Origin of the sequence: Martinezella rhizogenes (assembly GCF_007002745.1) — a bacterium.
Lineage (GTDB): Bacteria > Pseudomonadota > Alphaproteobacteria > Rhizobiales > Rhizobiaceae > Agrobacterium > Agrobacterium cucumeris.
In genome coordinates, this window is the sequence record NZ_SGNY01000004.1 from 394,186 (window position 1) to 421,184 (window position 26,999).

The 26,999-nt window shown below is 58.8% G+C and carries 23 protein-coding genes; 9 read left to right on the top strand and 14 right to left on the bottom strand.

Annotated features, from left to right (window positions below):
• Positions 1–27 precede the first annotated feature (27 nt).
• From EXN68_RS15065 to EXN68_RS15080, 4 genes are all read right to left on the bottom strand, one after another.
• Positions 28–735 (bottom strand): FadR/GntR family transcriptional regulator, encoded by a 708-nt coding sequence (locus tag EXN68_RS15065; protein ID WP_142841646.1) that lies wholly within the window; start codon positions 733–735, stop codon positions 28–30.
• 4 nt (positions 736–739) lie between these two features.
• The gene (locus EXN68_RS15070) at positions 740–1,780 is read right to left on the bottom strand and encodes a four-carbon acid sugar kinase family protein (RefSeq protein ID WP_142841647.1); all 1,041 of its coding nucleotides are present in this window, start codon (positions 1,778–1,780) and stop codon (positions 740–742) included.
• Positions 1,781–2,006: 226 nt separating this feature from the next.
• Entirely contained in the window at positions 2,007–4,250 is a 2,244-nt protein-coding gene (locus tag EXN68_RS15075) for a polysaccharide deacetylase family protein (protein ID WP_142841648.1), read from the bottom strand.
• Positions 4,251–4,420: 170 nt separating this feature from the next.
• On the bottom strand, positions 4,421–4,810 hold the full coding sequence (locus EXN68_RS15080) for an acyl-CoA thioesterase (RefSeq protein ID WP_142841649.1): 390 nt from the start codon (positions 4,808–4,810) through the stop codon (positions 4,421–4,423).
• Positions 4,811–4,983: 173 nt separating this feature from the next.
• On the opposite strand from EXN68_RS15080, the gene EXN68_RS15085 reads away from it, so the two are divergent.
• The gene (locus tag EXN68_RS15085; RefSeq protein WP_046799408.1) at positions 4,984–5,178 is read left to right on the top strand and encodes a hypothetical protein; all 195 of its coding nucleotides are present in this window, start codon (positions 4,984–4,986) and stop codon (positions 5,176–5,178) included.
• A 39-nt stretch (positions 5,179–5,217) separates the two neighbouring features.
• On the opposite strand, the gene EXN68_RS15090 is transcribed toward EXN68_RS15085, so the two are convergent.
• Positions 5,218–7,026, bottom strand: coding sequence for an ABC transporter ATP-binding protein/permease (locus tag EXN68_RS15090; RefSeq protein ID WP_142841650.1), 1,809 nt, complete (start codon positions 7,024–7,026; stop codon positions 5,218–5,220).
• Positions 7,011–7,247: a hypothetical protein gene (locus EXN68_RS27440; RefSeq protein ID WP_161991350.1), complete on the bottom strand. Its 237-nt coding sequence runs from the start codon at positions 7,245–7,247 to the stop codon at positions 7,011–7,013. The genes EXN68_RS15090 and EXN68_RS27440 overlap by 16 nt, the downstream gene beginning before the upstream one ends.
• A gap of 72 nt (positions 7,248–7,319) precedes the next feature.
• On the opposite strand from EXN68_RS27440, the gene EXN68_RS15100 reads away from it, so the two are divergent.
• The 7 genes from EXN68_RS15100 to EXN68_RS15130 all read left to right on the top strand — a co-directional run bounded on the left by EXN68_RS15100 (position 7,320) and on the right by EXN68_RS15130 (position 19,488).
• Positions 7,320–10,646 carry a transglutaminase family protein gene (locus EXN68_RS15100; protein ID WP_142841651.1) on the top strand — a complete coding sequence of 1,109 codons (3,327 nt, stop codon included), beginning with the start codon at positions 7,320–7,322 and terminating at the stop codon, positions 10,644–10,646.
• A gap of 1 nt (position 10,647) precedes the next feature.
• Entirely contained in the window at positions 10,648–13,053 is a 2,406-nt protein-coding gene (locus tag EXN68_RS15105) for a circularly permuted type 2 ATP-grasp protein (protein ID WP_142841652.1), read from the top strand.
• Positions 13,054–13,057: 4 nt separating this feature from the next.
• On the top strand, positions 13,058–13,939 hold the full coding sequence (locus EXN68_RS15110; RefSeq protein ID WP_142841653.1) for a transglutaminase family protein: 882 nt from the start codon (positions 13,058–13,060) through the stop codon (positions 13,937–13,939).
• A 166-nt stretch (positions 13,940–14,105) separates the two neighbouring features.
• Entirely contained in the window at positions 14,106–15,344 is a 1,239-nt protein-coding gene (locus EXN68_RS15115; protein WP_142841654.1) for a vWA domain-containing protein, read from the top strand.
• 160 nt (positions 15,345–15,504) lie between these two features.
• Positions 15,505–17,127, top strand: a complete 1,623-nt coding sequence (locus EXN68_RS15120; RefSeq protein ID WP_142841655.1) for an ABC-F family ATP-binding cassette domain-containing protein — start codon at positions 15,505–15,507, stop codon at positions 17,125–17,127.
• Between the two features lie 63 nt (positions 17,128–17,190).
• Positions 17,191–18,201, top strand: coding sequence for a 2-hydroxyacid dehydrogenase (locus EXN68_RS15125; protein WP_142841656.1), 1,011 nt, complete (start codon positions 17,191–17,193; stop codon positions 18,199–18,201).
• 138 nt (positions 18,202–18,339) lie between these two features.
• The gene (locus tag EXN68_RS15130) at positions 18,340–19,488 is read left to right on the top strand and encodes an alpha-hydroxy acid oxidase (protein ID WP_142841657.1); all 1,149 of its coding nucleotides are present in this window, start codon (positions 18,340–18,342) and stop codon (positions 19,486–19,488) included.
• Between the two features lie 27 nt (positions 19,489–19,515).
• On the opposite strand, the gene EXN68_RS15135 is transcribed toward EXN68_RS15130, so the two are convergent.
• Positions 19,516–19,860, bottom strand: coding sequence for a hypothetical protein (locus EXN68_RS15135; protein ID WP_142841658.1), 345 nt, complete (start codon positions 19,858–19,860; stop codon positions 19,516–19,518).
• A gap of 231 nt (positions 19,861–20,091) precedes the next feature.
• On the opposite strand from EXN68_RS15135, the gene EXN68_RS15140 reads away from it, so the two are divergent.
• Positions 20,092–21,033, top strand: coding sequence for a bifunctional helix-turn-helix transcriptional regulator/GNAT family N-acetyltransferase (locus EXN68_RS15140; RefSeq protein ID WP_161991351.1), 942 nt, complete (start codon positions 20,092–20,094; stop codon positions 21,031–21,033).
• A gap of 74 nt (positions 21,034–21,107) precedes the next feature.
• On the opposite strand, the gene EXN68_RS15145 is transcribed toward EXN68_RS15140, so the two are convergent.
• The 7 genes from EXN68_RS15145 to EXN68_RS15175 form a co-directional block, all read right to left on the bottom strand.
• Positions 21,108–22,139, bottom strand: a complete 1,032-nt coding sequence (locus EXN68_RS15145) for an L-idonate 5-dehydrogenase (protein ID WP_142841659.1) — start codon at positions 22,137–22,139, stop codon at positions 21,108–21,110.
• 66 nt (positions 22,140–22,205) lie between these two features.
• Positions 22,206–22,880, bottom strand: coding sequence for a 4-carboxy-4-hydroxy-2-oxoadipate aldolase/oxaloacetate decarboxylase (locus tag EXN68_RS15150; RefSeq protein ID WP_142841660.1), 675 nt, complete (start codon positions 22,878–22,880; stop codon positions 22,206–22,208).
• Positions 22,881–22,974: 94 nt separating this feature from the next.
• On the bottom strand, positions 22,975–23,811 hold the full coding sequence (locus EXN68_RS15155) for an ABC transporter substrate-binding protein (RefSeq protein ID WP_080819608.1): 837 nt from the start codon (positions 23,809–23,811) through the stop codon (positions 22,975–22,977).
• Positions 23,812–23,903: 92 nt separating this feature from the next.
• A complete protein-coding gene (locus tag EXN68_RS15160; protein WP_142841661.1) occupies positions 23,904–24,668 on the bottom strand; it encodes an amino acid ABC transporter ATP-binding protein in 765 nt (254 codons plus the stop codon).
• Entirely contained in the window at positions 24,665–25,423 is a 759-nt protein-coding gene (locus tag EXN68_RS15165) for an amino acid ABC transporter permease (RefSeq protein WP_142841662.1), read from the bottom strand. Before EXN68_RS15165 ends, EXN68_RS15160 begins: the two co-directional genes overlap by 4 nt.
• Positions 25,420–26,127 carry an amino acid ABC transporter permease gene (locus EXN68_RS15170; protein WP_142841663.1) on the bottom strand — a complete coding sequence of 236 codons (708 nt, stop codon included), beginning with the start codon at positions 26,125–26,127 and terminating at the stop codon, positions 25,420–25,422. The genes EXN68_RS15165 and EXN68_RS15170 overlap by 4 nt, the downstream gene beginning before the upstream one ends.
• The gene (locus EXN68_RS15175; protein ID WP_142841664.1) at positions 26,124–26,927 is read right to left on the bottom strand and encodes an SDR family oxidoreductase; all 804 of its coding nucleotides are present in this window, start codon (positions 26,925–26,927) and stop codon (positions 26,124–26,126) included. Before EXN68_RS15175 ends, EXN68_RS15170 begins: the two co-directional genes overlap by 4 nt.
• Positions 26,928–26,999 lie beyond the last annotated feature (72 nt).

Consider the following 26,999-nt stretch of genomic DNA (forward strand, 5'->3'; position numbering starts at 1 on the left):
GTCAGCACGCCTTCGGGCGTACCGGCCTCAATCCGAATGCGAAGATTCGAACAGACGGTCGCGGGATCCCGTTAGATGCTGGAGCATCAACTGACGCGCCGCCTCGGCATCCCCATCGGCGATCGCCTTCGCAATGGACTCATGTTCGGCAAAAACACGCGTCAGGCCGGAGGCCTCGCGCTTCACCGACATGCCGTGGAACTTCATGCCCATCGCGATATGATCTTTCAGAGCCTCCATCGCGGTGGAGAAATAACTGTTCCTTGCCGCCCGCGCGATGGCGAGGTGAAACTGATAATCGGCGTCCTCACGGTGGGACTGGCGATTGGTGGCGTCCCGCATCAATTCGAGCGCCTTCCTGATCGCCGCAAGCCTCTCGCCATCATGCCGTAATGCCGCCGCAGCGGCCGCGGCCGGCTCCAGCGTCAGCCGGAATTCGTAACAATTCAGAAGGTCGGCGACATTTTCCAGCTGCCCGAAGCCGAGCGGCTCGCGCAGGCCAAAAGCCCGCACATAGCTGCCGGAACCTCTTCGGGAATAGATGAAGCCCTGCTCGCGTAGCCGCCGCAAAGCCTCGCGCACCACCGGTCTCGAGACCTCGAATTCCATCGCGAGTTCATGTTCGGTCGGCAGCCGTTCGTCCGGCTTGTAGGCACCGGATTTGATCGCCCGGTGCATTCTCTCGAAAATAATGTCCGGAAGTGCCTTACGCGCCGTTTCTTTCATCAGCCCCATCTGGTCAGCTTTCTCCGGTGTCGTTTACGCCAAGCATCATTTTCGCAATGTGTTTCAACGTGTCAGCTTGCCCAAAACCGCCGGACTTCGCAATGATGCATTGGTCGCCCACCCAGCCGACGCCCAGACCCGGCAGGCATTCGCCAGCAAGACGCAGACGAGAAATGCCCATGGCGCACAACACGGCTTCGGCCGTCGCCCCGCCAGACAGAAGCAACCCGCCGGCACCTGCCGTGAAGCGCGGCACGACGCCTTCCGCCAGCCGATCGGAAACGATAAGCGGCGAAAGATCTTCTGCCCCTTGCGTTGCGCGAACAAGTGTCAGGCCGGAACCTTCATGTATACGAGAAGGCACGACACCGTTGGGCGCATCGATAACCGACACAAGTCCGGCCCGCTCAAGCGCTTGCATTTGCTCTACCGTAATCGGGTCACGCGAACCGACGACGAAAAGTCCCTTGCCGGCCGGAATAATCACCGTCTCGGCAACAGTCCGCCCGGTCATCGCCTCGGCAAGAGCCTCGGCAAGCCCACGTGCGCCGACCAGAAGATCGACGCCTTTAGCCTGTGCGGCGGCGAGAGCTTCGCGGATGTCACCCTGCGATCGCGTGTCGGGTATCGTGCAGCGACCAGCGTGTCCGCCGAGCTTCTCATGAACTGGAATGGCGACGTCAACGCCAAAGCCGGATACGGCCGCGTCCATAACGATACGTCCGAAATCGGGGATGGCGGGCGCAACAAGTGCGTGCCGATAGGACATCGCATCCATTTCAGCCGCAATGTGCCCCTTCAGCCGGGAGTCGACCTTCTTGAACAGGATCGTATCCGCTGGAACCAGCGCCAATAGTGACCGCGTGCGTTGACTGGCTTCTTCCGCATCACCGTCTCGACAACCCAGGTTAACGCTGAGGACGGCAGGCGCATCCGCGAGGGCTGCGGGCACACCGTCAAGCCCGATCGCAACCTCGGTCGCCAGCCCGCGCCCGGCAAAGGGTGCGGCGGCGTCGAGCGCGCCTGTCAGATCATCGGCGAAAATCAGCAGCACGGGCGAAGCCTTCAAAAAAAGTTGTAATGTTTTACCTCAATAAATTTATTTATAATCAATAGATAAACAGATGTGAATAACAAAAATTATTATGAAGGCTTTCGAATTGGCCGGCTGGCGATGAAGCGAACCGCTAGGCCATCGCTAGATTCAGAAAAGGATAAACGCGGCCAACCCGCATGCGGCTCCGCAGGCAAGGCGAAAGACGGCAAACAGGATATCGCCGCTAGATAAACCGGAAAGGTAGCCCTGAGATAAGCGCTTTGACAAAACGCTTCTTTTGAAAGCGCCCGTTCAGCGAAACACGCGGCAACTGCGTTGGCTTTTCGAGGCTATGAGGGCCAAGAACACCGGCCTGTGTGGTGACCGCCACGGAAAATCCCGCCTCGAACACCGCCTTTGCCTCGCGCTCTGCCACTGCTTTTGTCCAGCCATAGGGATAAGAAAAGGATTGTGGCCGACGGCCGACATAGGCCTCCACCCGGCGGGTCGATTCCTCGATCTCGTGCGCCAGACGCGCCGCATCGATCTTGCGCATGTTCACATGCGTCATGGTGTGTGCGCCGAAATGCACCAGAGGATCGTCCGACAACACCCTGAGTTCATCCGCATCCATGACAAGCTCGTCCACGATCGCGATGGGATCGATGGCGTGCTGTCTCGCTGCGCGGTCGATCCTTTCCACTGCCTCATCCTCTGAAAAGTTCTGCACGAAATTCTCAAGGCGCGTGAATGCTTCCGCCTTCTGCTGAGGCGTGGCGGATGCCACATGTTCCGGCCCGGAGCCGAAATCGAAGTCAAACGATGCGGCTTTCTGCGTCAGCGCAGCCGCGGTTTCCCACCACAGGCTGCGCGTCCGTTCAACAAAACCCGGTGTGATGAAAATCGTGTAGGGAACGGCATATTTGCGGAAGACCGGCGCGGCATGAACGGCATTATTGCGATAACCGTCATCAAGCGTGAAGGCGCAAAACGACCGGCTTTCGTTATTGTCGGCAAGCAATGCCGGTAAATCATGCAGGTGGACGGGAACGAGACCACATTCAAGCGCTGCCTGTATCGCCTCTTCCAGAAACTGCGGCGTGACGGACAATTGCACATTGGCCGCAAAAGGCGAGATGGCCTGCCCCGGGCGCACATGATGAAGCGTAAAAATCACGCCACGCCCGGCAAGCGACGGAAATGCGGCGCGGATCGCGGGCAGAGAACTCACCTCCAGCCCGGCCCTTATGGCTCCGTATTTCAACAGGCGCTTTGCCGCCTGTCCGGAAACCGTTGCCGATTGTTTTGACTTCAGGCCGGGCAGAACCCGTTTTTTGGCGACTCTCCAGGCGGTGAGCGGCAGATCGATAAGACCCGGCAAGGGATCATTCAGCGCAAAAGCGGCCCAGCTGCGGATTTTGCCCAGAGATGTGACGTAGTCGCCGATATTGGCCTTGCCGCGCCGGCTTAATGTAAAGGCGGCAACCGTATCACGGACAAGATAGGACCACGACACGCCTTGTTGCGCAGCCTGGGGCGGGCCGGTGGGCACGTCATTGGCAACCTGCCATAATAACGCGCCAAGATCGACGCCTGCCGCCGAACTGAGGCCGAACCACGACCATGGGCGCGGATTGACATCGAGAAGCTTCAGCGAACCATCCCTGCCGTCGAGTTTGAATTCCACCTCGACCAGACCGCTGTGACCGGCCGATTTTAATATCGTCCGGGCCGCCTCGATCGCCTGTTGGTTGTCCACAACCTCGACGCAGGTGCTGGTATATCCGAAATCGACGGGATATTGACGCGTGCGCCGGGCGGTGAACTCGGCAACCGGATCGCCGTCGCGCCATAGCGCCGCATAGGAAAACTGGCTTTCTCCCCCACCGGGAATGAGTTCCTGCACCACGACATTGCCCGCGCCGATCTCCGCGCTCGCATCCGCAAAGGCGGTTTTCAACGCCTGCCGGTCATCGGCGCGGATCACCTTCGCGCGGGAAATCACGGTATCCCCGCCACCCATATTCGGCTTGAGGATAACGGGAAACGTAACGTCCAGCGCATCGATGTCATCGGCCGATGTCAGCGCATACGTCCGGGGGAACGAGACGCCAAGCTCCGCCGCGCGTTTATAGAGCAGCGGCTTCTCACACAACCATTGCAGGGATGGCCAATCCGGCAGGATGATTTTGTAAAGGGCGGAGAGTTCGTCGCGGTGTTGCGAAACAAGCTGTACCTCGCCATCCCCGGATGGCACGAGCAGACAGCCCTTCAGATGATGTTTTTCGGCCATTTCCCGCAAAAAGGGCAACGCCCCGGCATCGTGCGGGCCGGCCCAGCGGATCGTCTCCCGCACGAAGCGCGACCAGCCCGGCAGAGGTGAATCATGGGTGAGATAATAGACAGGCACATTCAGGGCGCCGAGGCTGCGGGCAAGGGCAAGCGTGCCGTGAGCACCGCCGACAATAACAACACCTGGAATGGTCAAAGCCTGATCCCCGTCCTATTCCGTACCTTGATCGCAAAAATTGATAAATAAATTGGATATTTCTAAAGTATTGAGCGGCGACGATCGAATTGCCGGCGCCGAAGCGCTTCTTACTCTCCTGAGCTTCTTTCAGCGCTTCGGAATTTGCTTCGAACTGAACGGGAACCGCATCACACCTCTTTGCGGACGGGGCGCGGCTCGCCCTTATCGTCCACCGCGACCATGATGAAGACGGCTTCCGTGACCTTTTCGCGTGAATCCTGATAATGCCTGCGGGTCCAGGCCTCGATCTTGAGCGTGACGGAGGTGCGCCCGACCTTCTCTATCCGGGTATAGACGCACAATGTATCGCCGATCTTGACCGGCTTCTTGAAGACGATTTCGTTGACAGCCACTGTCACGGTGCGGCCGCCGGCCACATCATTGGCGCGGACGAAAGCGGCAAGGTCCATCTGCGACATCACCCAGCCGCCGAAAATATCACCGGCCGGGTTGGCGTCGGCGGGCATGGCAAGCGTTCTGAGGGTAAGTTCCATGTCGGCGGGCGGTTGCTGGTCCATATGTCAAATTCCTTTCACAAACCTCCCGCTACCGGACTTAGACAACCGCGCCTCATCAGCCAATAGCCGATTTATCGCGGCAGCCCTTCCAAAACAGCAAGGAATCACACAGCCATCGTAAGCTTCGGTTAACCATGATGGGGCACGATTCCAAAAAACGCGAGGGCGTGCGAATGGCCTATGACTGGAGTGGGAACAACACGATACAGCAACGTTACGACCGCATCATTGTGGTGGTCGCAAGCGTTATCGCCGTTAGTCTGGCGACCGGAACCATTGCGCTGCGCTCGCAGGCGGGACCGGAGACCACCATAAATCTCGCCAAACAACAGCGGCTCGACCTGGAAAAGTGGCATTTGCGGCTTTGATCCGCCGCAACCGACCCAAATGATGACATAGCGAAACGGCTATTGCGAATTGCCATCACGCTTGGCGATATTTTCCTTTGGTACGGCATGGTCGAGATGCGCCACAGCCGGAGAAAGAACCGACAGAAACGTCTCTGAGCGACCAATATAGATGATCGCCGCGCCATCGATGCCGTTCAGAACTGCAGCCAGCGTATCCTGCGTCTGTTTCTCCAGCCCTTCCAGCAAATCGTCGATGACGACAAATTTCGGCTTCAGCAACAGGGCATTGGCGACACGGATGCTGGCCTGCTCATCCGGATCCAGTTTCTTGTCCCAGCGGATGTTTTCATCGAGACGGGGCGCCATATCGCCCAGCCCGCACGCGGTGAGCGCCGCGACATAATCCTCCTCGGCAAACCGCTGCGGCGCGCGCGGATAGGCGAGAATTTCGCGCAGCGAACCCGTCGGCAAATAGCCATGCTGGGCAATGAACAGCGTGTCGGATTGCTCGGGCATTTCTATTCTGCCCTGCCCCCAGGGCCACAGTCCCGCCATGGCGGCAAATAACAGCCGCCGGTTCACGCCCTGCTCGCCATTGATCATCAGCCGCTCGCCCGGCCCGATCTCCACATTCGCCTCACGCAGCCGGAAACCGCGCTCCACATCCTGCCCACCTGCATCGCGGCAGATCGTGACCGACTGAAGGCGGATCTTTTCATTCTGCGCGCTCCGCTGCAGATCGATCGCCAGCCCGTGCTGTTCGACACTATCCATCTGGATCAAGGCGTTGCGAAACACCGAGACGCGCTGCAACGTCGCCTTCCAGCTGGCAATCGGGCCGAAATTGTCGATGTACCAGCGAAGCGCGGTATTGACCTGATTGAAGGCGCCGACAGCCATCATCAGCCCACCAAAGGTGAGGTTGCCGGAAAAATAAACCGGCGCCGCGATCAGGATCGGCGCGACGACCGCCAGCCAACCATAGCCCGACGAGACCCAGGTTAGATGCGTCAGCGCCATGGCCAGCCCCCGGATCACACCAAGCACGGCATCGATATCGACACCGATCCGCCGCCGCTCGTTTTTTTCACCGCGCGCCAAAGCGATCGCGGCCAGATTTTCGCTGGCGCGCATCAGGGAAAAGCGCAGTTCCGCCTCTTTCGAATAACGTTCAGCGTTCAGCCCAACCAGACGATAACCGACAAGGTTGCTCAGCAAAGATGCGGAACCGGCATAAAGGATCGCCGCCCAAACCATATAGCCAGGAATGGGGACAAGATCGCCATTGATGGTGATGGAAAAGCCCGCTGACAGGCCCCAGAGAACACCGATGAAGCTGATAAGCAGGATTGTTGCGTTCACGAGGCCGATGGACAACGCGGTGCTGCTTTCGGCAAGGTTGCGGACATCATCGTGCAAACGCTGGTCGGGGTTGATGGCGATCGTGCCGAAACCGGCAAGACGGGCGGCGCGGCCCGGTTTCAGCCATTGGTCCACCATATCCTTGGCAAGACCCTCGCGCATGTTCAGCGCCGTCATCTGGTTGAGCCAGGTCTGGATGACGTTGAGCAGCAGCAGCAGCCCGGCAATGATCGCGAAGACCTCGAGCTGGTGAATGAAGGCATCAAGATCGCGCCGCTCCAGCGCATTGTAGAAAGGCGCGTTCCACTCGTTGAGGCGGATCTGGCCATAGGCCGTCAGCAATATTACCGTCAATAGGGCAAACGACAGCAATATCAGCCGGTTGCGCACCGGTGAGGTCCAGAAGGCATTGCCCATCATGCGCAATTGCGCAGGAAAATCGAGATCGAAGCCCGAAGGGTTAGCCGCGCTCTTGCGCTGATCGTCGGTCACCGTTGTTGCCATTCATTCCATTCCGAAACGTCTGTCGGCAAAGAAAGCGGGTCGCGATTCTGCGCCTTGCGATGCCAAGCAATAACACGCCGTTCGACCTTGTCCACAATCCCGGCGAAATCCCGGCGGCGGCGATTGAAAAGCGCGGATAAATCTTCGCGCGGGCAAACCTTTCGGCCCGTAGCAACAATGCGGATGTCCCCGGAAATGATCCTTGCTTTCTTTTCCTGCATTGCACAAAATCCGAATAATTTCAGAGGGGCGGATAAACCGCATAGACCGGAAAAACCGGGCAAGGCAGATTAATGGCGATCAAAGCGAGCATCTATCATCTGACGCATTATAAATATGACAATCCGGTTCGCCTTGGACCACAAATCATCAGATTAAAGCCCGCCTCGCATTCCAGAACCCGCGTTATCAGCCATTCGCTCAAGGTTTCGCCATCCAATCATTTCGTAAACCTGCAGCAGGATCCCTACGGCAATTACCTCGCCCGCTTCGTCTTTCCCGAGCCGGCAACGGAATTCAAGATCGAGGTCGATCTTGTCGCCGATATGACGGTTTACAATCCGTTCGATTTCTTCGTCGAGGAAGAAGCGACCAAATGGCCGTTCGATTATCCGCAGGAATTGCGGGACGATTTATCCATCTACATGAAACCGGAGCCGACCGGCCCGCTGCTCGCAGCCTTCATGGCGACCGTTGACCACACACCCGGCCAGCCGACGGTCGATATGGTTGTGGGCCTCAACGCCCGCCTGCAACAGGAAATCGGTTATGTCATCCGCATGGAACCGGGCGTCCAGACGCCGGAGGAAACACTGGCCTCTGGCAAGGGATCGTGTCGCGACACCAGCTGGCTGCTTGTACAGGTTCTGAGGCATCTTGGCCTCGCCACGCGTTTCGTATCCGGATACCTCATCCAGTTGACGCCCGATCTCAAGGCGCTGGACGGCCCTTCCGGCACCGAGGTGGATTTCACCGACCTGCACGCCTGGGCCGAGGTCTATATGCCAGGCGCTGGCTGGATCGGTCTTGATCCCACATCTGGGCTTCTGACCGGTGAAAGCCATATTCCACTGGCGGCAACACCACATTATCGCAACGCCGCACCGATTTCGGGCGGTTATTTCGGCCACGCCAATACCGAATTCGCCTTCGACATGCAGGTCCGGCGCGTTGCCGAAACCCCGCGCATCACCAAACCCTTTTCCGATGACAGCTGGGAAGACCTCAACACGCTTGGCGAAGTGGTCGATAATGTCCTGAACGCGCATGACGTCCGGCTGACCATGGGCGGCGAGCCCACCTTCGTTTCCATCGACGATTTCGAAACCGAGGAATGGAACACCGGCGCGGTTGGACCGACAAAACGCGAAAAAGCAGACGCCCTGATACGCCGCCTGCGCGAGCGTTTCGCGCCGGGCGGCTTTCTGCATTATGGGCAGGGCAAATGGTATCCGGGCGAAAGCCTGCCGCGCTGGACCTTTTCGCTCTATTGGCGAAAGGACGGCCTGCCGATCTGGCAAAACCCGGCACTGATCGCCGAGGAAGGCTCATACACCAAGGTCCTGCCCGAAGATGCGCAGCGATTACTGAACGGTATCGCCACGCAGCTTGGCATAGAGCCTGATCTTGTACTGCCCGCTTATGAGGATCCGGCCGAATGGATCATCAAGGAAGGCAGCCTTCCCGATAATGTCGACCCGTCCAATTCCAAATTGAAAGATCCCGAAGAGCGAAACCGCATAGCCCGCGTGTTCGAACGCGGGCTTACGACGCCGACGGGCTATATTCTTCCCGTCCAGGCGTGGAACGCCAAGGCAGACGGCAAACGCTGGGTCAGCGAAAAATGGAAAACGCGGCGCGGCAAGATTTTTCTCGTTCCGGGTGACAGCCCGGTCGGTTACCGCCTGCCGCTCGGCACCCTGCCATATGTACCACCCTCTGCTTACCCCTATATCCACGAGGCCGATCCATCGATCCCTCGCGACCCGCTTCCCGATCTCGCCTCGCCGTCTGGCCGCGCCATGCCGGCAGCGTCCTTCCAGGTGGATGAGGCTGCCACCCAAGCGCGTGTCGAACAGACGCTTGGAGAAATCGGCGGTGCGGTGCGCACCGCGCTCTCCGTTGAGCCGCGTGACGGCCGTCTCTGTGTTTTCATGCCGCCGGTCGAACGCATCGAAGACTACCTCGAGCTAGTCGCAGCCGCGGAAGCCGCGGCGGCCGAGCTGGGACTGTCTGTTCATATCGAGGGTTATGCGCCACCGCATGACGAGCGCATCAATGTCATCCGCGTCGCGCCCGATCCGGGTGTCATCGAGGTCAACATCCATCCCGCTGCAAGCTGGAAGGAATGCGTCGACATCACCTCGGCGGTTTATGAGGAAGCACGCCAGACACGTCTCGGTGCTGACAAGTTCATGATCGACGGTCGCCACACCGGCACCGGCGGCGGCAACCATGTGGTCGTCGGCGGCGCCAACCCCAATGACAGCCCCTTTCTGCGCCGGCCCGATCTTCTGAAAAGCCTCGTTCTGCACTGGCAGCGGCACCCTTCGCTTTCCTACCTCTTCTCCGGCCTGTTCATTGGCCCGACCAGTCAGGCCCCGCGTATCGACGAGGCCCGCCACGACAGCCTTTATGAGTTGGAAATCGCACTCGCGCAGGTGCCTGCGCCCGGTGAGGGCGCGCCACCGCTGCCATGGCTGGTTGACCGCCTGTTCCGCAACCTCCTGACGGATGTGACGGGCAACACCCACCGCGCGGAAATCTGTATCGACAAGCTGTTTTCGCCTGACGGACCGACCGGACGCCTCGGGCTCGTGGAATTTCGCGGCTTCGAAATGCCGCCGAACGCCCGCATGTCGCTGGCCCAGCAATTGCTGGTGCGCGCGCTTATCGCCCGCTTCTGGAAAAACCCCGCCGGCGGCAAATTCGTGCGCTGGGGCACGGCACTCGCCGACCGCTTCATGCTGCCGCATTATATCTGGGCGGATTTTCTGGATGTGCTCGCCGATCTCAGGGAAAACGGTTTCGATCTGAAACCCGAATGGTTCACCGCCCAGCAGGAGTTCCGTTTCCCCTTCTTCGGCGAAGTGGAATATGAAGGCTCGAAACTGGAGTTGCGTCAGGCGCTGGAACCCTGGCATGTGATGGGCGAACAGGGCGCCATCGGCGGAACCGTGCGTTTTGTCGATTCCTCGGTCGAGCGTTTGCAGGTACGGCTGGAAACCTCCAACCCAGCGCGTTACGCCGTTGCATGCAACGGCCGCGTCGTTCCGCTGACCCCGACGGAGAACCGCAGCGTCGCGGTTGCCGGCGTGCGCTTCAAGGCATGGCAGCCCGCTTCCGGCCTGCATCCCGTTCTGCCCGTCAATTCACCCTTGACCTTTGACATTTATGATACATGGTCGAGGCGATCGATCGGCGGATGCATCTATCATGTTGCCCATCCGGGCGGGCGCAATTACGAGACGTTTCCCGTCAACGGCAACGAGGCCGAGGCACGCCGCCTTGCCCGTTTCGAACCATGGGGACATACGGCAGGACAATATCCGCTTCATGCGGAAACCGTGTCGCCAGAATTTCCGCTGACGCTCGATCTGCGTCGGCCATACGGAGTTTAAATTGTCCAAAGCCCCGGCAACGGAACGCAAGACGGAAACCGGCGCACCGCTGCGCGGGCTTGGCTATTCCACCTTGCCGGGCGTGGCCGACGAAATGCTCGATACCGACGGCAAGGTGAGGCCGGTCTGGAAGCACCTGCTCGGTGCGCTCTCGCGCATGTCCGAACGCGAACTGCACGAGCGCTTTGCCCGCACCGACCGCTATCTGCGCGACGCAGGCGTGTTCTACCGCGATTATAGCAAGGGCAGCAGCGAACGAAACTGGCCGATCTCGCATATTCCGGTACTGATCGATGACAGGGAATGGACGGTTCTCTCCGAAGGGCTGAAACAGCGCGCCGATCTTCTGGAGGCCATGGTTGCCGATTTTTACGGCGAAAACCGGCTGGTGAACGAAGGTTACGTGCCGCCGGCGCTGATCGCTTCCAATCCGGAATATTTACGGCCGATGGTTGGTGTCAAACCGGCAAGCGGCCATTACCTGCATTTCTGCTCATTCGAAATAGGACGCGGACCTGATGGAAACTGGTGGGTGCTGGCCGACCGGACGCAGGCGCCTTCCGGCGCTGGTTTCGCGCTGGAAAACCGGGTAGCCACCACCCGCGCACTGTCCGATATCTACGCCGAAACCCATGTTCACCGGCTGGCCTCGTTTTTCGGCGCTTTCCGCGACACGCTGCAGGCCCACAGGAAGCACCCGGACGATCGCATCGCGGTGCTGACGCCCGGCCCCGCCAACGAAACCTATTTCGAACACGCCTATATCGCCCGTTATCTGGGCTTCATGCTGCTGGAGGGTGAGGACCTGACCGTCGTCAACGGCCGCGTCATGGTTCGAACCGTGGCCGGGTTGAAGCCGATCGGTGTGCTCTGGCGGCGTCTCGACGCCTCCTATTCCGATCCGCTGGAACTCAACCAGCAATCCCATATCGGCACGCCCGGCATGGTGCAGGCGTTGCGCAACGAAGCGCTCACCATCGTCAACGCCCTCGGCAGCGGCATTCTCGAAACGCGGGCACTGCTTGCCTTCATGCCGCGCATCTGCCGCCACCTTCTGGGCGAGGAGCTGAAGCTGCCGTCGATCGCTACCTGGTGGTGCGGACAGGAATCCGAGCGCCGCCATGTTGCCGGCAATATCGAAGGCATGGTCATCGGCCCGGCCTATTCCCGCCTGCCCTTCTTCGACGATAACGGCCAATCCGTGCTCGGTTCGTCCTTGCGCGAGACGGCGAAGGAATCGATCAGCGACTGGCTTGCCTCTGACGGCCACAGGCTGGTGGGCCAGGAAGTTGTGAAGCTTTCAACCACGCCGGCCTATATCGGCAACAAGCTCGTACCGCGCCCGATGAGCCTTCGCGTCTTTGCCGCCCGCACGCAGAATGGCTGGCAGATCATGCCGGGTGGCTTTGCCCGAATTGGAAGCGGCGATGACGTTTCCGCCATTGCCATGCAATCGGGTGGCAGCGCGGCGGATGTCTGGATCGTCAGCGAAAAACCGGTGGAACGCACCACGCTTCTGCCGGCGGAAGAGAGCTTTACCCGCAACATGCCGGGCAGCCTGCCCAGCAGGGCTGCCGACAACCTCTTCTGGCTCGGCCGTTATATCGAACGTTCTGAAGGCGCGTTACGCATCCTGCGCGCCTGGCACGGGCGTTATGCTGAATCGGCCGATCCGCGCCAACCCCTGCTCGCCCATGTGACGCGGTATCTCGAAGCGCTTGACGTGGAGATGAACGATGCCGTGCCGGAAAGCCTGCTGAACAACATTAACAGCGCGCTTTATTCCGCCAGCAATATCCGCGACCGCTTTTCACCCGATGGATGGTTGGCGCTGAACGACCTTGCCAAGACCGCCCGCCGTTTCCACGCGAAAGTGGCGCCCGGCGACGATGCTACCCACGCCATGACCATCCTGCTGCGCAAGCTTGCCGGCTTTGCCGGTCTCGTGCACGAAAACATGTACCGTTTCACCGGCTGGCGTTTCCTGTCGATCGGCCGTTATCTTGAACGCGGCCTGCACATGACACGGCTTCTCGGCCACATGACCGGGCCGGACGCGCCTGATGGTTCCTATGACATGCTGCTCGAAATCGGCGACAGCGTCATGACCCATCGCCGCCGCTACAATGTCGCCACGGCGGGGTTGACGGTCACCGATCTTCTGGCACTTGATCCGCTCAATCCGCGCTCGATCCTGTTCCAGTTGAACGAAATCCGCACCGAGGTGGAGCAGCTTCCAAATGCCTTTGTGAACGGCCAGATGTCGCCATTTTACCGCGAAACGATGCGTCTTCATTCCGGGCTCGCCGTCATGACGCCGGAAAATATGAACGGTGCGATCTATCGCCAGCTTGAAACCGACATGGAACATCTGTCCGATGTTCTGGCCCGCACATATCTCGGATAACCCTATGCTTTACGATCTTTCCCTGCATATGGGTTACACCTACGACACGCCGGCCCATGGCGCACGCCACATTATCCGTGTGCTGCCTCTGTCGATCCCGGGTCGGCAGAGACTAGTCGCAGGCTCCATCGATGTTTCGCCCGTGCCGGAAGAACGTGCCGTCTTTGACGATTTCTTTCATCAATCGGCGACGTCTGTGCATCTGCGCGCGCCGCATGAAAAGCTGGATATCCGCATGCAGGCGCGGGTGATGGTGGAAGCGCCGGCCATGACGGCGGATTTTTCACCCGAGCTTTCCCGCCTGCCGCAGAACCTTGCCGATGTCTGGTCGATCGATTTCCAGTCACCACACCATTTCATTGGCGCGAGCCCCAGAATAGGAGTGGATACGGCAATATCCGCCTATGCGCGGGAGTTGCTGAACCCGGGAATGACGATCCGCGAAATCGCGCTGGCCATGTGCAAACGCATCCACAAGGACTTCACCTATGATGGCGAGGCGACCACCGTGGATACGACACCATCGGAAGCCTTTAAATTGAAGCGCGGCGTGTGCCAGGATTTTTCGCATATCATGATCATGGCGCTACGCAGCCTCGGCATTCCCGCCGGTTATGTCAGCGGTTTCCTGCGCACCATTCCTCCTCCGGGTAAGGAACGGCTGGAAGGCGCCGATGCCATGCATGCCTGGGTCCGCATCTGGTGCGGAGAAGCGGCCGGTTATCTGGAACTCGACCCCACCAATGATATCGTGGCCGGCAGCGACCACATCGTCGTCGGTTATGGCCGCGACTATTCGGATGTCGCACCGGTGATCGGGGTCCTGAAGAGCTACGGCAACCAGCAGATAAAACAGGCGGTGGATGTGGTTCCCGTCCAGCAATGACACAATATGTGTTATTTCAATCTTCCAACCAATTAATTCTTAAAAATACTTCAAAAACTGCACCAATTTGAACGATTCATAAAATTATAATCTTCGTGTTAGCGGATTTTATATCCTTTACGGGTTTTCTGCGCTCAGTCGCATATTCTAATCGGTGAGCCCCATCATGACCGCCTCCACAGACAAAAAACTGAAGCGCCGTTTCCTTGCCGATACCAGCGGTAATTTCGGCATCATGACGGCAATATTGCTACCGATGTTGCTGGGCGTGGCCGGAGCCGGCCTGGAGCTGGCGAATGTGATGCAGGTGAAAGCCGACCTGCAGAACACGGCGGATTCCGCAGCGCTCGCCGCAGCAACCGAGGCACGCCTGAAGGAAGGCGCGCTCACAGACGAACAAATCAAGGAAATCGCCAAGGCCTTCATCGCTGGGCAGATGGAAAAGAGCCTGACCGAGGAAGAGAAAAAGGAACTGGAGAAGAACTCCCCAGTTGGCGTTTCCGCTAAGGAAGATGCGCGCGGCAAGACCTATACCATCGAGACCACGCTATACCGCCAGGTGCAGCTCAATCCGCTGCTGGGGTTCGTCGGTATTAAGACACTCGATATCGCAGCGACCGGAACCGCGAAAAGTACCGTCAACAAAGGCGCACCGATATCCATGTATCTGGTGCTCGACCGCTCCGGTTCGATGTCCTTCAAGACGGACAGTGTCGACAGCGCTAAAACGTCCTGCCAGAACTACACATCCGATAACTGGGGCAAGTATCCCAATCTCGGCAAGACATCGCCCTGTTATGTCAACAAGGCCACATCGTTGAAGACCGCCGTCAGCTTTCTAGTTGCTACATTGAACAAGGCCGATCCGACCTACACCGCAAGTGGCGGCTCCCAGCTCGTTCGGACCGGCGCGTCGGTATATACACATGAGACCTATGCGGCTCAGGCTATCAGCTGGGGTACGAACAGCGTTGTCAGCTACGTTAATAAACAGATTCCCGAATTTCCCACTGGCGGCACGGATGCCCGCAGCAGCCTGAATGCCGCTTACAACGCTCTTAAAAAAACGAATCCGGACGAAGCCAACGCACATAAGACACAGGAAAGCGAATCCTTCGAGCGCTATATCGTTCTCATGACCGACGGTGAAATGACTGGAAACAGCTCCTCGTGGAGTTCCAGCATCGACCAGTCGGTGCGCACCACCTGCGAGACCGCCAAGAAAGACGGGATCAAGATCTTCAGCGTCGCCTTCATGGCGCCGGACAAGGGCAAGTCGCTGCTGCAATATTGCGCTTCCAGCCTCGACAATTATTACGCGCCCGAAAACATGGAGCAGATTGTCACCGCCTTTGGCGAAATCGCCCGCAAGGCAGCCGGCAGCATAGCCACGCTGACGAACTGACGAAAATTCGGCAGGCGAAGACGCAAACATATCGCTTCCGGGGTATTTGCCCCGGAGGCCAGTCTTCCCGGGTTCTGCATGGCTGACAAGACATGCGCGGCAGGTGACAGCGGCTGCGACCCGTGGCATAGGAGGGCCGCTCCCATTCATAGGCCCTGTCATGATCCGCATCGAAAATATCAGCAAGTCGAACAGTCACCGCATTCTTTACATCGAGGCCTCCGCTGCGCTCAATCGCGGCGAGAAGATCGGCCTTGTCGGGCCGAACGGTTCCGGCAAGACCACGCTGTTTCGGATGATGACCGGCGAGGAGCAGCCCGATGAGGGACAGGTCGTCGTCGAAAAGGGCATGACGGTCGGTTATTTCGATCAGGATGTCGGTGAAATGTCCGGGCGTTCCGCGGTCGCCGAAGTCATGGAAGGCGCAGGCCCGGTCAGCGAAGTGGCGGCGGAACTGCGGGAACTGGAAGCCGCCATGTCCGATCCCGACCGAATCGACGAAATGGACGCCATCATCGAACGTTACGGTGAAGTGCAGGCGCGTTACGAAGAGCTTGACGGCTACGCACTGGAGGGCCGCGCCCGTGAGGTTCTGGATGGCTTGAGCTTTAGCCAGGAAATGATGGACGGTGACGTTTCAAAACTGTCCGGTGGCTGGAAGATGCGTGTGGCGCTCGCCCGCATCCTTTTGATGCGCCCGGACGTGATGCTGCTTGACGAACCGTCGAACCATCTCGATCTCGAAAGCCTGATCTGGCTTGAGGATTTTCTGAAGAACTATGACGGCGCATTGTTGATGACTTCGCATGACCGCGAATTCATGAACCGTATCGTCACCAAGATCATCGAGATCGATGCCGGCAACCTCACCACCTATTCCGGCGATTATGGCTTTTACGAACAGCAGCGGGCACAGAACGAAAAGCAGCAGCAGGCGCAATTCGAGCGCCAGCAGGCTATGCTCGCCAAGGAAATCAAATTCATCGAACGCTTCAAGGCGCGTGCCTCGCATGCCTCGCAGGTGCAGAGCCGCGTCAAGAAACTTGAAAAGATCGACCGCGTCGAACCGCCAAAACGGCGCCAGACGGTCGCTTTCGAATTCGCCCCTGCCCCAAGATCGGGTGAGGATGTCGTGGCGCTGAAGAAGGTCAACAAGGCCTATGGCAGCCGCACGATCTATGGCGAGCTGGATTTCATGGTGCGGCGCAAGGAGCGCTGGTGCATCATGGGCGTGAATGGCGCTGGAAAATCCACCCTGCTGAAGCTGGTGACCGGCACGACCGCGCCGGATTCCGGCAATGTCACGCTCGGCGCCAGCGTCAAGCTCGGTTATTTCGCCCAGCACGCCATGGATGTTCTGGATGGCGACAGCACCATTCTGGAATGGCTGGAGGAACGTTTTCCAAAAGCCGGACAGGCGCCGCTCCGCGCGCTTTCCGGCTGTTTCGGCTTTTCCGGCGACGATGTCGAAAAACGCTGTCGCGTTTTGTCCGGCGGTGAAAAAGCCCGTCTCGTGATGGCGGCCATGCTTTTCGATCCACCGAATTTCCTGGTACTCGATGAGCCGACGAACCACCTCGATCTCGATACCAAGGAAATGCTGATCAAGGCCCTGTCGGATTATGAGGGCACGATGCTGTTCGTTTCCCACGATCGCCATTTCCTCGCCGCCCTCTCAAACCGGGTACTTGAACTGACTCCGGATGGCATTCACCAATTTGGCGGTGGCTACACCGAATATGTAGAAAGCACCGGGCAGGAAGCACCGGGCCTTCGCAGCTGAGGCCACGTACCGGACACAGGGTCTCCGCAACGGTAACTTTCGTACTCGATACTGGAGAAGCAGATGCGGATCGTGGTTTACAGCGCCAAGCCCTATGACAGGCAGTTCCTTGACGCCGCGGCCCGGTCAGGCATGCGGATACAATATTGTGAAGCGCGCCTGTCGCTTGAAACTGTTGCCCTGGCGGAGGGAGCAGGTGCTATCTGCGCCTTCGTCAATGATGACCTGTCGCGGCCCGTGCTCGAAAGGCTGACGGAAATGGGCGTGCAGCTCGTCGCCCTGCGATGCGCCGGTTTCAACCAGGTCGATCTCGTGGCTGCCGAAAAGCTGGGCCTGACCATTGCTCGCGTTCCCGCCTATTCGCCCTATGCGGTTGCCGAACACACGATGGCGCTCATCCTGTCACTCAACCGCAAGATCCATCGCGCCTATAACCGCGTCCGCGAAGGCAACTTCGCCCTCGATGGCCTGCTTGGTTTCGATCTCCACGGCAAGACCATCGGCATCGTCGGCACTGGAAAGATCGGCGCGATTTTTGCGCGTATTGCATCGGGTTTTGGCTGCCGTCTCATCGGCCAGGATCTTCAGCCGAATCCTGATTGCGAGGCGTTGGGCGTGGCCTATGTGACACGGGAGGAATTGTTCCGGACATCGGACATTCTTACGCTGATGTGCCCGCTCACACCGGAGACCAGGCACCTGATCCGCAAGGAGACGCTACCCCTCCTCAAGAAAGGCGTGATGCTCATCAACACCAGCCGCGGCGCAATCATCGACACGCGCGCCGCGATCACGGGTCTGAAAGACGGCAGGATCGGTTCTCTCGGCATCGATGTCTATGAGGAGGAGGCCGATCTCTTTTTTGAAGATCTTTCCAATGACGTGCTGCGCGACGATGTCTTTGCACGGTTGCTGACCTTCCCCAATGTTCTGGTAACCGGTCATCAAGGGTTCTTCACGGAGGAAGCCCTCAAAAACATTGCGGATACCACGATCGGCAATATTGAAAGCTTCATCAGCACTGGCAAAGCGCTGCATGCGGTCTCCACCGAACAGCTTGCAGGCCCCGTTTAGCGCTTCCGCCCCGCCTCTGAATTATTCATGCTTCGAGCCTGCGGAAATCGTCGGCAGGCCGATTGCCCGCCCCAAATCCCGGGTATAGGTTTCGAGCAATCTTTTCAGGGCTTTCAAACCGGACCGGTCGAGCGACAGATGCAACTCAAAGACTGCTATAATTTCCACGATTTTCGCCGTATGGCCAAACAGCGTCTTCCCGGACCGATCTTCAACTACATAGATGGGGCTGCCGACGACGAAGTAACGTATCGACGAAATACGGCCGCCTTTGAAAACTGCGATCTTGTTCCGGATGTGCTGCGCGGTGTGTCCGACGTGGACATGTCGGTCACCGTCATGGGGCAAAAGCTCTCCATGCCGGTCTATTGTTCCCCGACGGCGCTGCAGCGTCTCTTCCACCATCAGGGAGAGCGGGCGGTCGCGGCCGCGGCTGGAAAGTTCGGCACGATGTTCGGCGTCTCTTCCCTCGGCACCACCAGCCTTGAGGAAGCACGCCGGATCAGCGGCGGGCCGCAGGTCTATCAGTTCTATTTCCACAAGGACCGTGGCCTCAACCGCGATATGATGGCGCGCGCCAAAAGTGCCGGTGTCGAGACGATGATGCTGACCGTGGACAGCATTACCGGCGGAAACCGCGAGCGCGACAAGCGCACTGGTTTTGCCATCCCCTTCAAGCTCAATCTCTCCGGCATCGCGCAATTCGCCATCAAGCCGGCCTGGGGCATCAATTATCTGACGCATGAGCGCTTCAGCCTGCCGCAGCTCGACGGCCACATAAAAATGGATGGCGGGGCGCTCTCCATCAGCCGTTATTTCACCGAGATGCTGGACCCTTCCATGAACTGGGATGACGTGGCGCAGATGGTGAAAGAATGGGATGGACCCTTCTGCCTCAAAGGCATCATGTCGGTTGACGACGCCCGGGGCGCTGTCGAAATCGGCTGCAGCGGCATCGTGCTCTCCAATCACGGCGGTCGCCAGCTCGATGGTTCCCGCAGCGCCTTCGACCAGCTGGCAGAGATAGTCGATGCGGTTGGCGACCGGATCGATGTGATGATGGATGGCGGCGTACAGCGCGGAACCCATGTTCTCAAAGCCCTGTCTCTGGGCGCAAAGGCTGTGGGGCTCGGCCGCTATTATCTTTTCCCGCTCGCTGCTGCCGGCCAGCCGGGGGTAGAAAGGGCGCTGGAAATGATGCGCATCGAAATCGAGCGCGGCATGAAGCTGATGGGCTGCACCACTGTCGAGCAGCTGACGCGCCGGAACCTGCGGTTTCACGGATAGAACCGTATTCCGCATTTCCAGGCAAGGTTACAGCTTCCCGCTGTAATCACAGGCCATTTCCGCGGCGTTTCGCCGATGTTCCAGCAGCGCTGCGCCGATATTCCAGATAAGCGCCAAGGATATCACCACACAAATGCTGCCAGAGATCAGGGAACGGTGGCGCTTTGCACCTGACAGGAACACCCAGCCGATAATGGCATAGGCTACAAGTGCCGGCACGGCAGGGATCAGAACCGATATAGGCCCATCACAATCGACTGCCTCGATGCCGACGGCGCGATACTCATTCGGCGGTGTCGTGATGCCGAGCACGGCGACGGGCAACATCGCAGCGAGAACAGCATAACGGAAGAAGCGAGGCGTATCGGGCATGTCTGCTCCATAGCCGGGTAATTACACATCGCAACGGTACGAAACCTTCCGCGCGGACTGCTTGAGGATGGCTTTTTTCTCGATGGCGGTCATTCCTGAAGTCGCCCCAACGATCCTGAACGGGAGCTTGCCCGATTTCCCGGAGAAATCCAGCATTTTAAAGAAGACCGAACTTGGCAGATCGTGGTGAGTATGATTATCGTTGCACGATACAACCATAATGGGTTTAACATGTCCGAACAGTCTCTCCCCATAAATGACATCCGCTTCACCTCGCGCCGGCTTGTCCGGGAACTCGGTTTCATGGGCGACGATTTCGCAGGCACCGATCTGCCACCTTCCGCTGTTCATGCCCTGATCGAGATCGAGACGTGCCCGGGAATTACGGCGCGTGATCTGGGAAAGCTTCTGCGGCTTGAAAAATCCAGCGTCAGCCGCATGCTTCGCAAACTCGTGCTGTCAGGAGAGATTCTGGAGAAGACGGACGGGCAGGATAACCGTATCAAGCTGCTGTTTCTTACCGACAAGGGACAAAAACGGGTCGGCGCCATTCACGCCTTCGCCAACCGGCAGGTATCCGGCGCCCTGACACAGCTCACACCGGCAGATGCAAACACAATCCTTGCGGGGCTGCGCCTTTATGCCGATGCTCTGGGAGACCGAGGCGATGTCACCACTCCGGCTATCGATATCGTCTCAGGATACCAGCCGGGCATCATCGCCCGCATAACACAGATGCATGCGCTCTATTACGCCCGGACATCCGGCTTCGGCCAGCGCTTCGAATCCGTTGTCGCCGAAGGCCTCGCCTCCTTCTGCAGCCGGCTCGAAAGACCGCAAAATGCGATATGGACCGCGATGCGCGGCGACGAGATTATCGGCTCCGTCGCCATCGACGGCGAAGACCTTGGATCGGGCAACGCGCATCTACGCTGGTTCATAGTGGATGACAGTGTTCGCGGTGGCGGTGTCGGACGCAGGCTGCTTGCAGCCGCTCTGGCCTTTGCGGATGAAAAGGCCTTTTCGGAAACCCATCTTTGGACATTCAACGGCCTTTCGGCCGCCCGACATCTTTACGAGACCCATGGTTTCGCCTGTGTCGAAGAACGTCCTGGTAGCCAATGGGGAAGCGAGGTTCTGGAACAGCGCTTTGTTCGTTCCCGGCCCGAATGATCGCTAATCCCGGTGGATGAACGGCCGCACCGAAAGTTACCGTGCAGCCGTCTACGGATCATAAATCGGACCTATCAGAAGGCGAGCTGAACTTTCATGGATTTGCTTCTGTCACCGGCGGTTTCAAATGCCGTGACCGCCTCTTCCAACGGGAAGGTGCCGGTCAGCAGAGGCTTCAGGTCGACGCGGCGCTGGTTGATGAAATCGACGGCAAGTCCAAATTCCTCATGGAAACGGAACGTGCCCTTCATCTCGATTTCCTTGGCGACCACCATGTTCTGGGGAATGGACACATCGCCGCCGAGACCGAGCTGAACCACCGTGGAGCGCGGTTTCAGCGCTTCGAGACCCGACCGGACGGCCCTTTCGTTTCCGGAGGCTTCAAATTGCACATCGAAGTAGCCCTTGTTCGCCGAATAGGCTGATAACGCATCCGGGTCGCTGGCAACATTGATGACACGGTCGGCGCAGACGGCAAGCGCCTTTTGCAGAACCGCATCCATGACATCGGTCGCAATGATTTCCCGGGCGCCATGGGCGCGGGCGGCGATGATGGCAAGCGCACCAATCGGCCCGCAGCCGGTGACCAGAACACGCTTGTCGGTCAATGCGCCGGCGCGGTTAACGCCATGCAGCGTCACTGCAAAGGGTTCGGCCATGGCCGCTTCATGGATGGAGATGCCATCACGCACCTTGTGGCACTGATAGGCCTCGGCAACGAGGCGCTGGCGGAATGCTCCCTGAATATGCGGCATCGGCATGGCGGAGCCATAAAAGCGCATGTTCAGGCACTGGTTCTGCTGGCCCTTCAGGCAAAATTCGCAATGGTTGCAGGGCCGGCTCGGCGACACGGCAACGCGGTCGCCGACGGCAAGACCGGAAACGCCTTCTCCCAAAGCCTTGATGGTGCCGGCGACCTCATGGCCAAGGATCATCGGCTCCCGCACCCGCACGGTGCCGAAGCCGCCGTGATTGTAATAATGCAGGTCGGAGCCGCAGATACCACCCGCCTCGATGGCGACCTCGACCTGTCCGGGGCCGGGCTGCTCCGCCTCCCGTTCTTCAATCCGCAAATCCTTGGCCGCGTGGATGACAACCGCTTTCATATTCGCTCCTCCCATGGGGGTTCGGCATGGCGGCTACTGCCGCCAGGCCATTTCCCTGGATTTGTCTCAGATATCGACCACGAGGCCCTTGGCTTTCAGCACAGCCTCGAGCTTGCTGACCTCGATCACCGATTTGCCCTGCTTGTAGGCTTCGATGTAACCGGCCTCGGCATCTTCGCGGGCCTGCGAAAGCTTCGCCGATTCCTGCGCTTCTTCGCGTCGGACGACGACAAGACCGTCGGCATCACCGACGATGATATCGCCCGGATTGATGATTTCGCCGCCGACGATCACCTGATCGTTGACGGCGGCAATGGTCTCCTTGACCGTGCCCTTGATGCAGACGCTAAGCGAGAAGACGGGAAAGCCGAGATCTCGCAGCTGCAGAGTGTCACGCACGCCGGTATCGGTCACCAGACCGCCGATGCCTTTTGCGAGGCAGGCATTGGCGAGCACATCGCCGAAGGAACCCGCTTCTTCATATTCACCGGCGGAAACGACAATGATGTCACCCGGCTTGGCATAGTTGATGGCCAGCTGCAGCATGATGTTGTCGCGCGGCGCACATTTGACCGTGAAGGCCGGGCCGCAGAGCTTCATGCGATAATCGACCGGCTTCAGCCGCGAAGACAATGCGCCACGACGCCCCTGCGCCTCATGGATCGTCGCAGGAGAGAATTTGGCAAGGGCCTCGACATCGGCCTTGGCCGGACGTTGCGCGATATCTTTAATGTGGATCATGAAAACCTCCCACGTTGAAACCGTCGGCGAGAACGTCTCGCCGACCGGTGATGGTGTTGAATGGATGGAATGATGACTGAAGCTGAGCCGAAGCTCAGGGGATCGGATCGAACTTCAGTTCGGACAGAGGCACAACCTTGTCGGTGCGCGTCATCTTGTATTCGGTGTTCGGGCCAAGCCACTTGTCCCAAATGCGATTGATCTCGCCATCCGCATCGAGCTTGCGGAGAATTTCGTTGATCTTGGCGGTCAGCGCCGGATTGTCCTTGGCCATGCCAATGCCGATAGGCTGGAAGAGCATCGGCTCTTCGATCATCCGCATCTGCTTGCCCTTGGTCTTGGATTCGTTGACGAACTTGGTCATCGTCATGGTGTTTCCGACGATGCCGCGCGCCTTGCCCTGCTGAACGGCGAGATAGGCGGACGCCGTATCCTGGAACGTCAGCGGCTCGGACTTGTTGAGCTTGACAGAGAGTTCCGATGTCGAGCCCTTGCTGGACGCGATGCGCTGGCCGACAAAATCGGACTTCTTGGTGCCAGGGTCATCGACCGGAACGATCAGCATTTCCTTAGCCAGGTAATAAGGGTCGCTGAATTGGATCTGTTCTGCACGGCTTTGGGTATAGGCAAGGTTGGCGACCGAGAGATCGACGCGGCCGAGCTTGACTTCGGGGACGCGCGCTTCGACCGACACCGGCTTGACCTCGGCCTTGACGCCGAGTTCCTTGGCGATGGCGCCGCAAAGGTCAACGTCGAAGCCCGCCATTTCGCGCGTCTTCGGATCCGGCGATGCGAAAGGCGGCACGTCGGCGAAAGTGGCACAACGCAACGTCTTGTTCGCCATGATCGTGTCGAGCTGGTCGGCCTTGGCCGGCAGGACCGCGGCAGAGGTCGCAAGCGCAGCGGTAAGCGTAATTGTCTTCCAGTTCATTTCAGTTCTCCCTGTTATTATAGAGGTTGGGTTGGTAATTCAGTCCGGAGCGTTTTTTTTGCGAAACCGCTCATATTTGTCGCCAGCTCGCCCTAGTGCCTGAGATCAGCGAGAAAACGCTGGGCACGCGGGTGTTGCGGATTTTTGAAAAACTCGTCTGGTTTGGCAGTCTCGAGAATGCGCCCGGCGTCGATGAACCAGATGCGGTCAGCCACTTCACGGGCAAAGCCCATTTCATGGGTGACGCAGAGCATCGTCATGCCTTCGGCAGCGAGGCTCTTCATGACAGCGAGCACTTCGCCGACCATTTCCGGGTCGAGCGCAGACGTCGGTTCGTCGAACAACATGACCGGCGGTTCCATGGCAAGCGCCCGCGCGATGGCGACGCGCTGCTGCTGGCCGCCGGAGAGCTGGGCCGGGTAGGAGCTGGCCTTGTCGGCCAAGCCAACGCGATCAAGAAGCTTCAGCGCCTTGTCATGGGCAACAGCCGGAGAAACGCCCTTCACCCGGATCGGCGACATGGAGACATTCTCGACCACTGAAAGATGCGGGAAGAGGTTGAAGCTTTGGAAGACGAAACCCACCCGGCTGCGCAGGGCATTCAGCTCCTTTGCGCGCATCTGGGCATGGATGTTCCTGCCATCCAGCATGATCGAGCCGCTGCTGATCTCCTCCAGACGGTTGATCGTGCGGATGAGGGTGGACTTGCCGGAGCCCGACGGTCCGCAGATGACAACGACTTCGCCACGGGTGACGTTTTCGTTGACATCCTTGAGCACCTGATAATCGCCATAGCTTTTGCAGACCTGCGAAAGCGTGATGGTGTATTCCTGAGTGGCGGAAACTGGCGCGGTCATAGCTGCTCCGTAACGATATTGGCGGGGGCCGGTGCGTCTGCCGCGAGCTTGCCGCGCGGGCCTGCCCGCCGGCGGGCGATGCGCCGCTCGAGAAGATTGGCGACATGGGTGAGCGACCAGCAGATGATGTAATAAACCATCGCCAGAATGAGGAAGACCTGGAAAGGCTGTGTCAGGAGCTGGTTATTCACCTGGTTCGCCGCAAAAGTCAGGTCCGGCACATTGATGACATAACCAAGCGTCGTGTCCTTGATGGTGGACACGAAAGTCGAAATGAGGCTCGGGATCATGTTGTAGAGCGCCTGCGGCAGGATGATATAGCGCATCGCGCTGAAATATCCGTGCCCCAGCGCCCGCGCCGCATCCATCTGTCCGGCCCCAAGCGATACGATGCCAGCGCGCACAACCTCGCTCATGAAAGCGCCCTGATAGATGACGAGTGTTGCCAGCATGGTAACGAAGCTCGGCACATCTGCACCGGTCCACAACGGAACGAGAAAATAGCTCCAGAGGATGAGCATCAGCAGCGGCACGCCACGGGTGAAATACACCACGGCGGTGACTGGCCAGCGCAGGAGCCGCCATTTCGACAGCCGCGCCAGCGCCATCAGGATGCTGACGGGAAAGGCGAGCGCGATACTGAGCGCCGACAGGATGAGCGTGTTGGCAAGGCCGCCCAGCGGCCCGTTGGGATATTGGCCAATCAGCAGAAGCAGCCAGTAATCCTGCACGATTGCGATCATGTCATGGATCATGCCCGTGCCCTCCGCAGTGGATCGGCACGCATGGAGATATAGGCTCCGAGACCCATGATCAGCAGCGAGAAGAACAGATAAAGCACGGTGGCGACGAGATAGACTTCAAACGTCCGGAAGCTGAGATTTTCGACTTCCTTGACCGCATGGGTGAGTTCGGGTGCCCCGATCAGAACCCCGAGACTGCTGTTCTTGAACAGCGAGGTGCTGTGATTGATCAGCGGCGGCAGTGCGTTGCGAACGCCCTGCGGCATGATGACGAAACGCATGGCCGAGACGTAGCTGTGGCCGAGTGCACGCGCCGCTTCCATCTGACCGGGATTGATGGAGCGCACGCCGGAACGCAGATCTTCACTGAAATAGGCAGCCTGACAGAGGCCGAGGCCGATGATGGCGAAGATCGATTCCGCGTTGTGGCTGGACAGCCAGTTCGCCAGCCCGCTTGGCAGCAGTGTGAAAACGCCGAAATACCAGAGCATCAACTGCACCAGTGTCGGAACGTTACGGTGATAGGAAACATAGGCCGCCACCAGCGGATCACCGAAGCGGAAAGGTGACAGGCGAATGGCAAGCAGCACAATGGCCAGCGACATGGCGAGCAGCCATGAGCCGGCATAGATGATGAACGTCATCTGGATGCCATGCAAAAGCATCGAGACATAGTCCGCATTGCTCAGGATTGCCCAAAGGTCAAAACCGCTCACGCGACTTTTCCTCCGGCTCCGCCCGCCGCGGCTTTATTTTCAGCCGGTCGATTTTCAACCGTCTGGGGCTTGGCCGTCTGCAGCCCGCCCATGACCTGAAGCGTCGGGGTGATTTCCATATGGCCGATATTCATGGCCACGGGTGCGGCGATGGCAAAGGCGATCGCATCGGCGATATCGGACGCCTGCGGCAGTTCAAAACCGTCGATGAAGCGCTCGCGAATGCTCGGATCATTGCCGTGCACATGCGTAAATATGTCGGTTGCAACGCGGCCGGGGCAAATTTCCGTCACCCGCACACGTTTACCGAAAGCATCGATCCGCAGCTGGTTGGACAGCATCGCCACGCCCGCCTTGCTGGCATGATAGATGGAGTTGCCGCCGAAATTATAATTACCGGCGATAGAGGAGATGTTGATGACGTGGCCGCGATCACGCGCCACCATGCCCGGCACCACCATGCGGCAGAGATGCAGCACGGCGCGCAGGTTGACGTCGATCAGGAGATCGATATCACTTTCATCCGCTTCCAGAAATTTCTTCGGACGGTCGACACCGGCATTATTCACGAGAACATCGAACGCGACCTCGCTGGTGAGCTTTGCAAGAGCAGGCCGGTCAGTCACATCGATGACATGCGCGAAGCAACCCGTGCGCTTCGCCAATTGCTTCAGCGCATCCGCACTTCTGGCAACCGCATGGACTTCCAGCCCCTCACGGCAAAGCCGCTCGACAACGGCGGCGCCAATTCCGGAAGATGCGCCGGTCACGAGTGCGGTCTTGTAGTCTGAGAATGGCATGTTTGTCCCCTATCGTTGACCAAACATTAGTGAAGCTTTCATCGCTTGCCTAAGACCGATTTTTTTTGGAGT

Excerpts from the sequence above, each read along its gene's own strand:
- EXN68_RS15135 (WP_142841658.1), bottom strand. The coding sequence starts at position 19,860 with ATGCCCGATACGCCTCGCTTCTTCCGTTATGCTGTTCTCGCTGCGATG.
- EXN68_RS15120 (WP_142841655.1), top strand. The coding sequence starts at position 15,505 with ATGATCCGCATCGAAAATATCAGCAAGTCGAACAGTCACCGCATTCTT.
- EXN68_RS15155 (WP_080819608.1), bottom strand. The coding sequence starts at position 23,811 with ATGAACTGGAAGACAATTACGCTTACCGCTGCGCTTGCGACCTCTGCC.
- EXN68_RS15165 (WP_142841662.1), bottom strand. The coding sequence starts at position 25,423 with ATGATCCATGACATGATCGCAATCGTGCAGGATTACTGGCTGCTTCTG.
- EXN68_RS15150 (WP_142841660.1), bottom strand. The coding sequence starts at position 22,880 with ATGATCCACATTAAAGATATCGCGCAACGTCCGGCCAAGGCCGATGTC.
- EXN68_RS15160 (WP_142841661.1), bottom strand. The coding sequence starts at position 24,668 with ATGACCGCGCCAGTTTCCGCCACTCAGGAATACACCATCACGCTTTCG.
- EXN68_RS15090 (WP_142841650.1), bottom strand. The coding sequence starts at position 7,026 with ATGGCAACAACGGTGACCGACGATCAGCGCAAGAGCGCGGCTAACCCT.
- EXN68_RS15085 (WP_046799408.1), top strand. The coding sequence starts at position 4,984 with ATGGCCTATGACTGGAGTGGGAACAACACGATACAGCAACGTTACGAC.
- EXN68_RS27440 (WP_161991350.1), bottom strand. The coding sequence starts at position 7,247 with ATGCAGGAAAAGAAAGCAAGGATCATTTCCGGGGACATCCGCATTGTT.
- EXN68_RS15065 (WP_142841646.1), bottom strand. The coding sequence starts at position 735 with ATGGGGCTGATGAAAGAAACGGCGCGTAAGGCACTTCCGGACATTATT.
- EXN68_RS15125 (WP_142841656.1), top strand. The coding sequence starts at position 17,191 with ATGCGGATCGTGGTTTACAGCGCCAAGCCCTATGACAGGCAGTTCCTT.
- EXN68_RS15145 (WP_142841659.1), bottom strand. The coding sequence starts at position 22,139 with ATGAAAGCGGTTGTCATCCACGCGGCCAAGGATTTGCGGATTGAAGAA.
- EXN68_RS15100 (WP_142841651.1), top strand. The coding sequence starts at position 7,320 with ATGGCGATCAAAGCGAGCATCTATCATCTGACGCATTATAAATATGAC.
- EXN68_RS15115 (WP_142841654.1), top strand. The coding sequence starts at position 14,106 with ATGACCGCCTCCACAGACAAAAAACTGAAGCGCCGTTTCCTTGCCGAT.
- EXN68_RS15110 (WP_142841653.1), top strand. The coding sequence starts at position 13,058 with ATGCTTTACGATCTTTCCCTGCATATGGGTTACACCTACGACACGCCG.
- EXN68_RS15130 (WP_142841657.1), top strand. The coding sequence starts at position 18,340 with ATGCAACTCAAAGACTGCTATAATTTCCACGATTTTCGCCGTATGGCC.
- EXN68_RS15140 (WP_161991351.1), top strand. The coding sequence starts at position 20,092 with ATGTCCGAACAGTCTCTCCCCATAAATGACATCCGCTTCACCTCGCGC.
- EXN68_RS15175 (WP_142841664.1), bottom strand. The coding sequence starts at position 26,927 with ATGCCATTCTCAGACTACAAGACCGCACTCGTGACCGGCGCATCTTCC.
- EXN68_RS15080 (WP_142841649.1), bottom strand. The coding sequence starts at position 4,810 with ATGGACCAGCAACCGCCCGCCGACATGGAACTTACCCTCAGAACGCTT.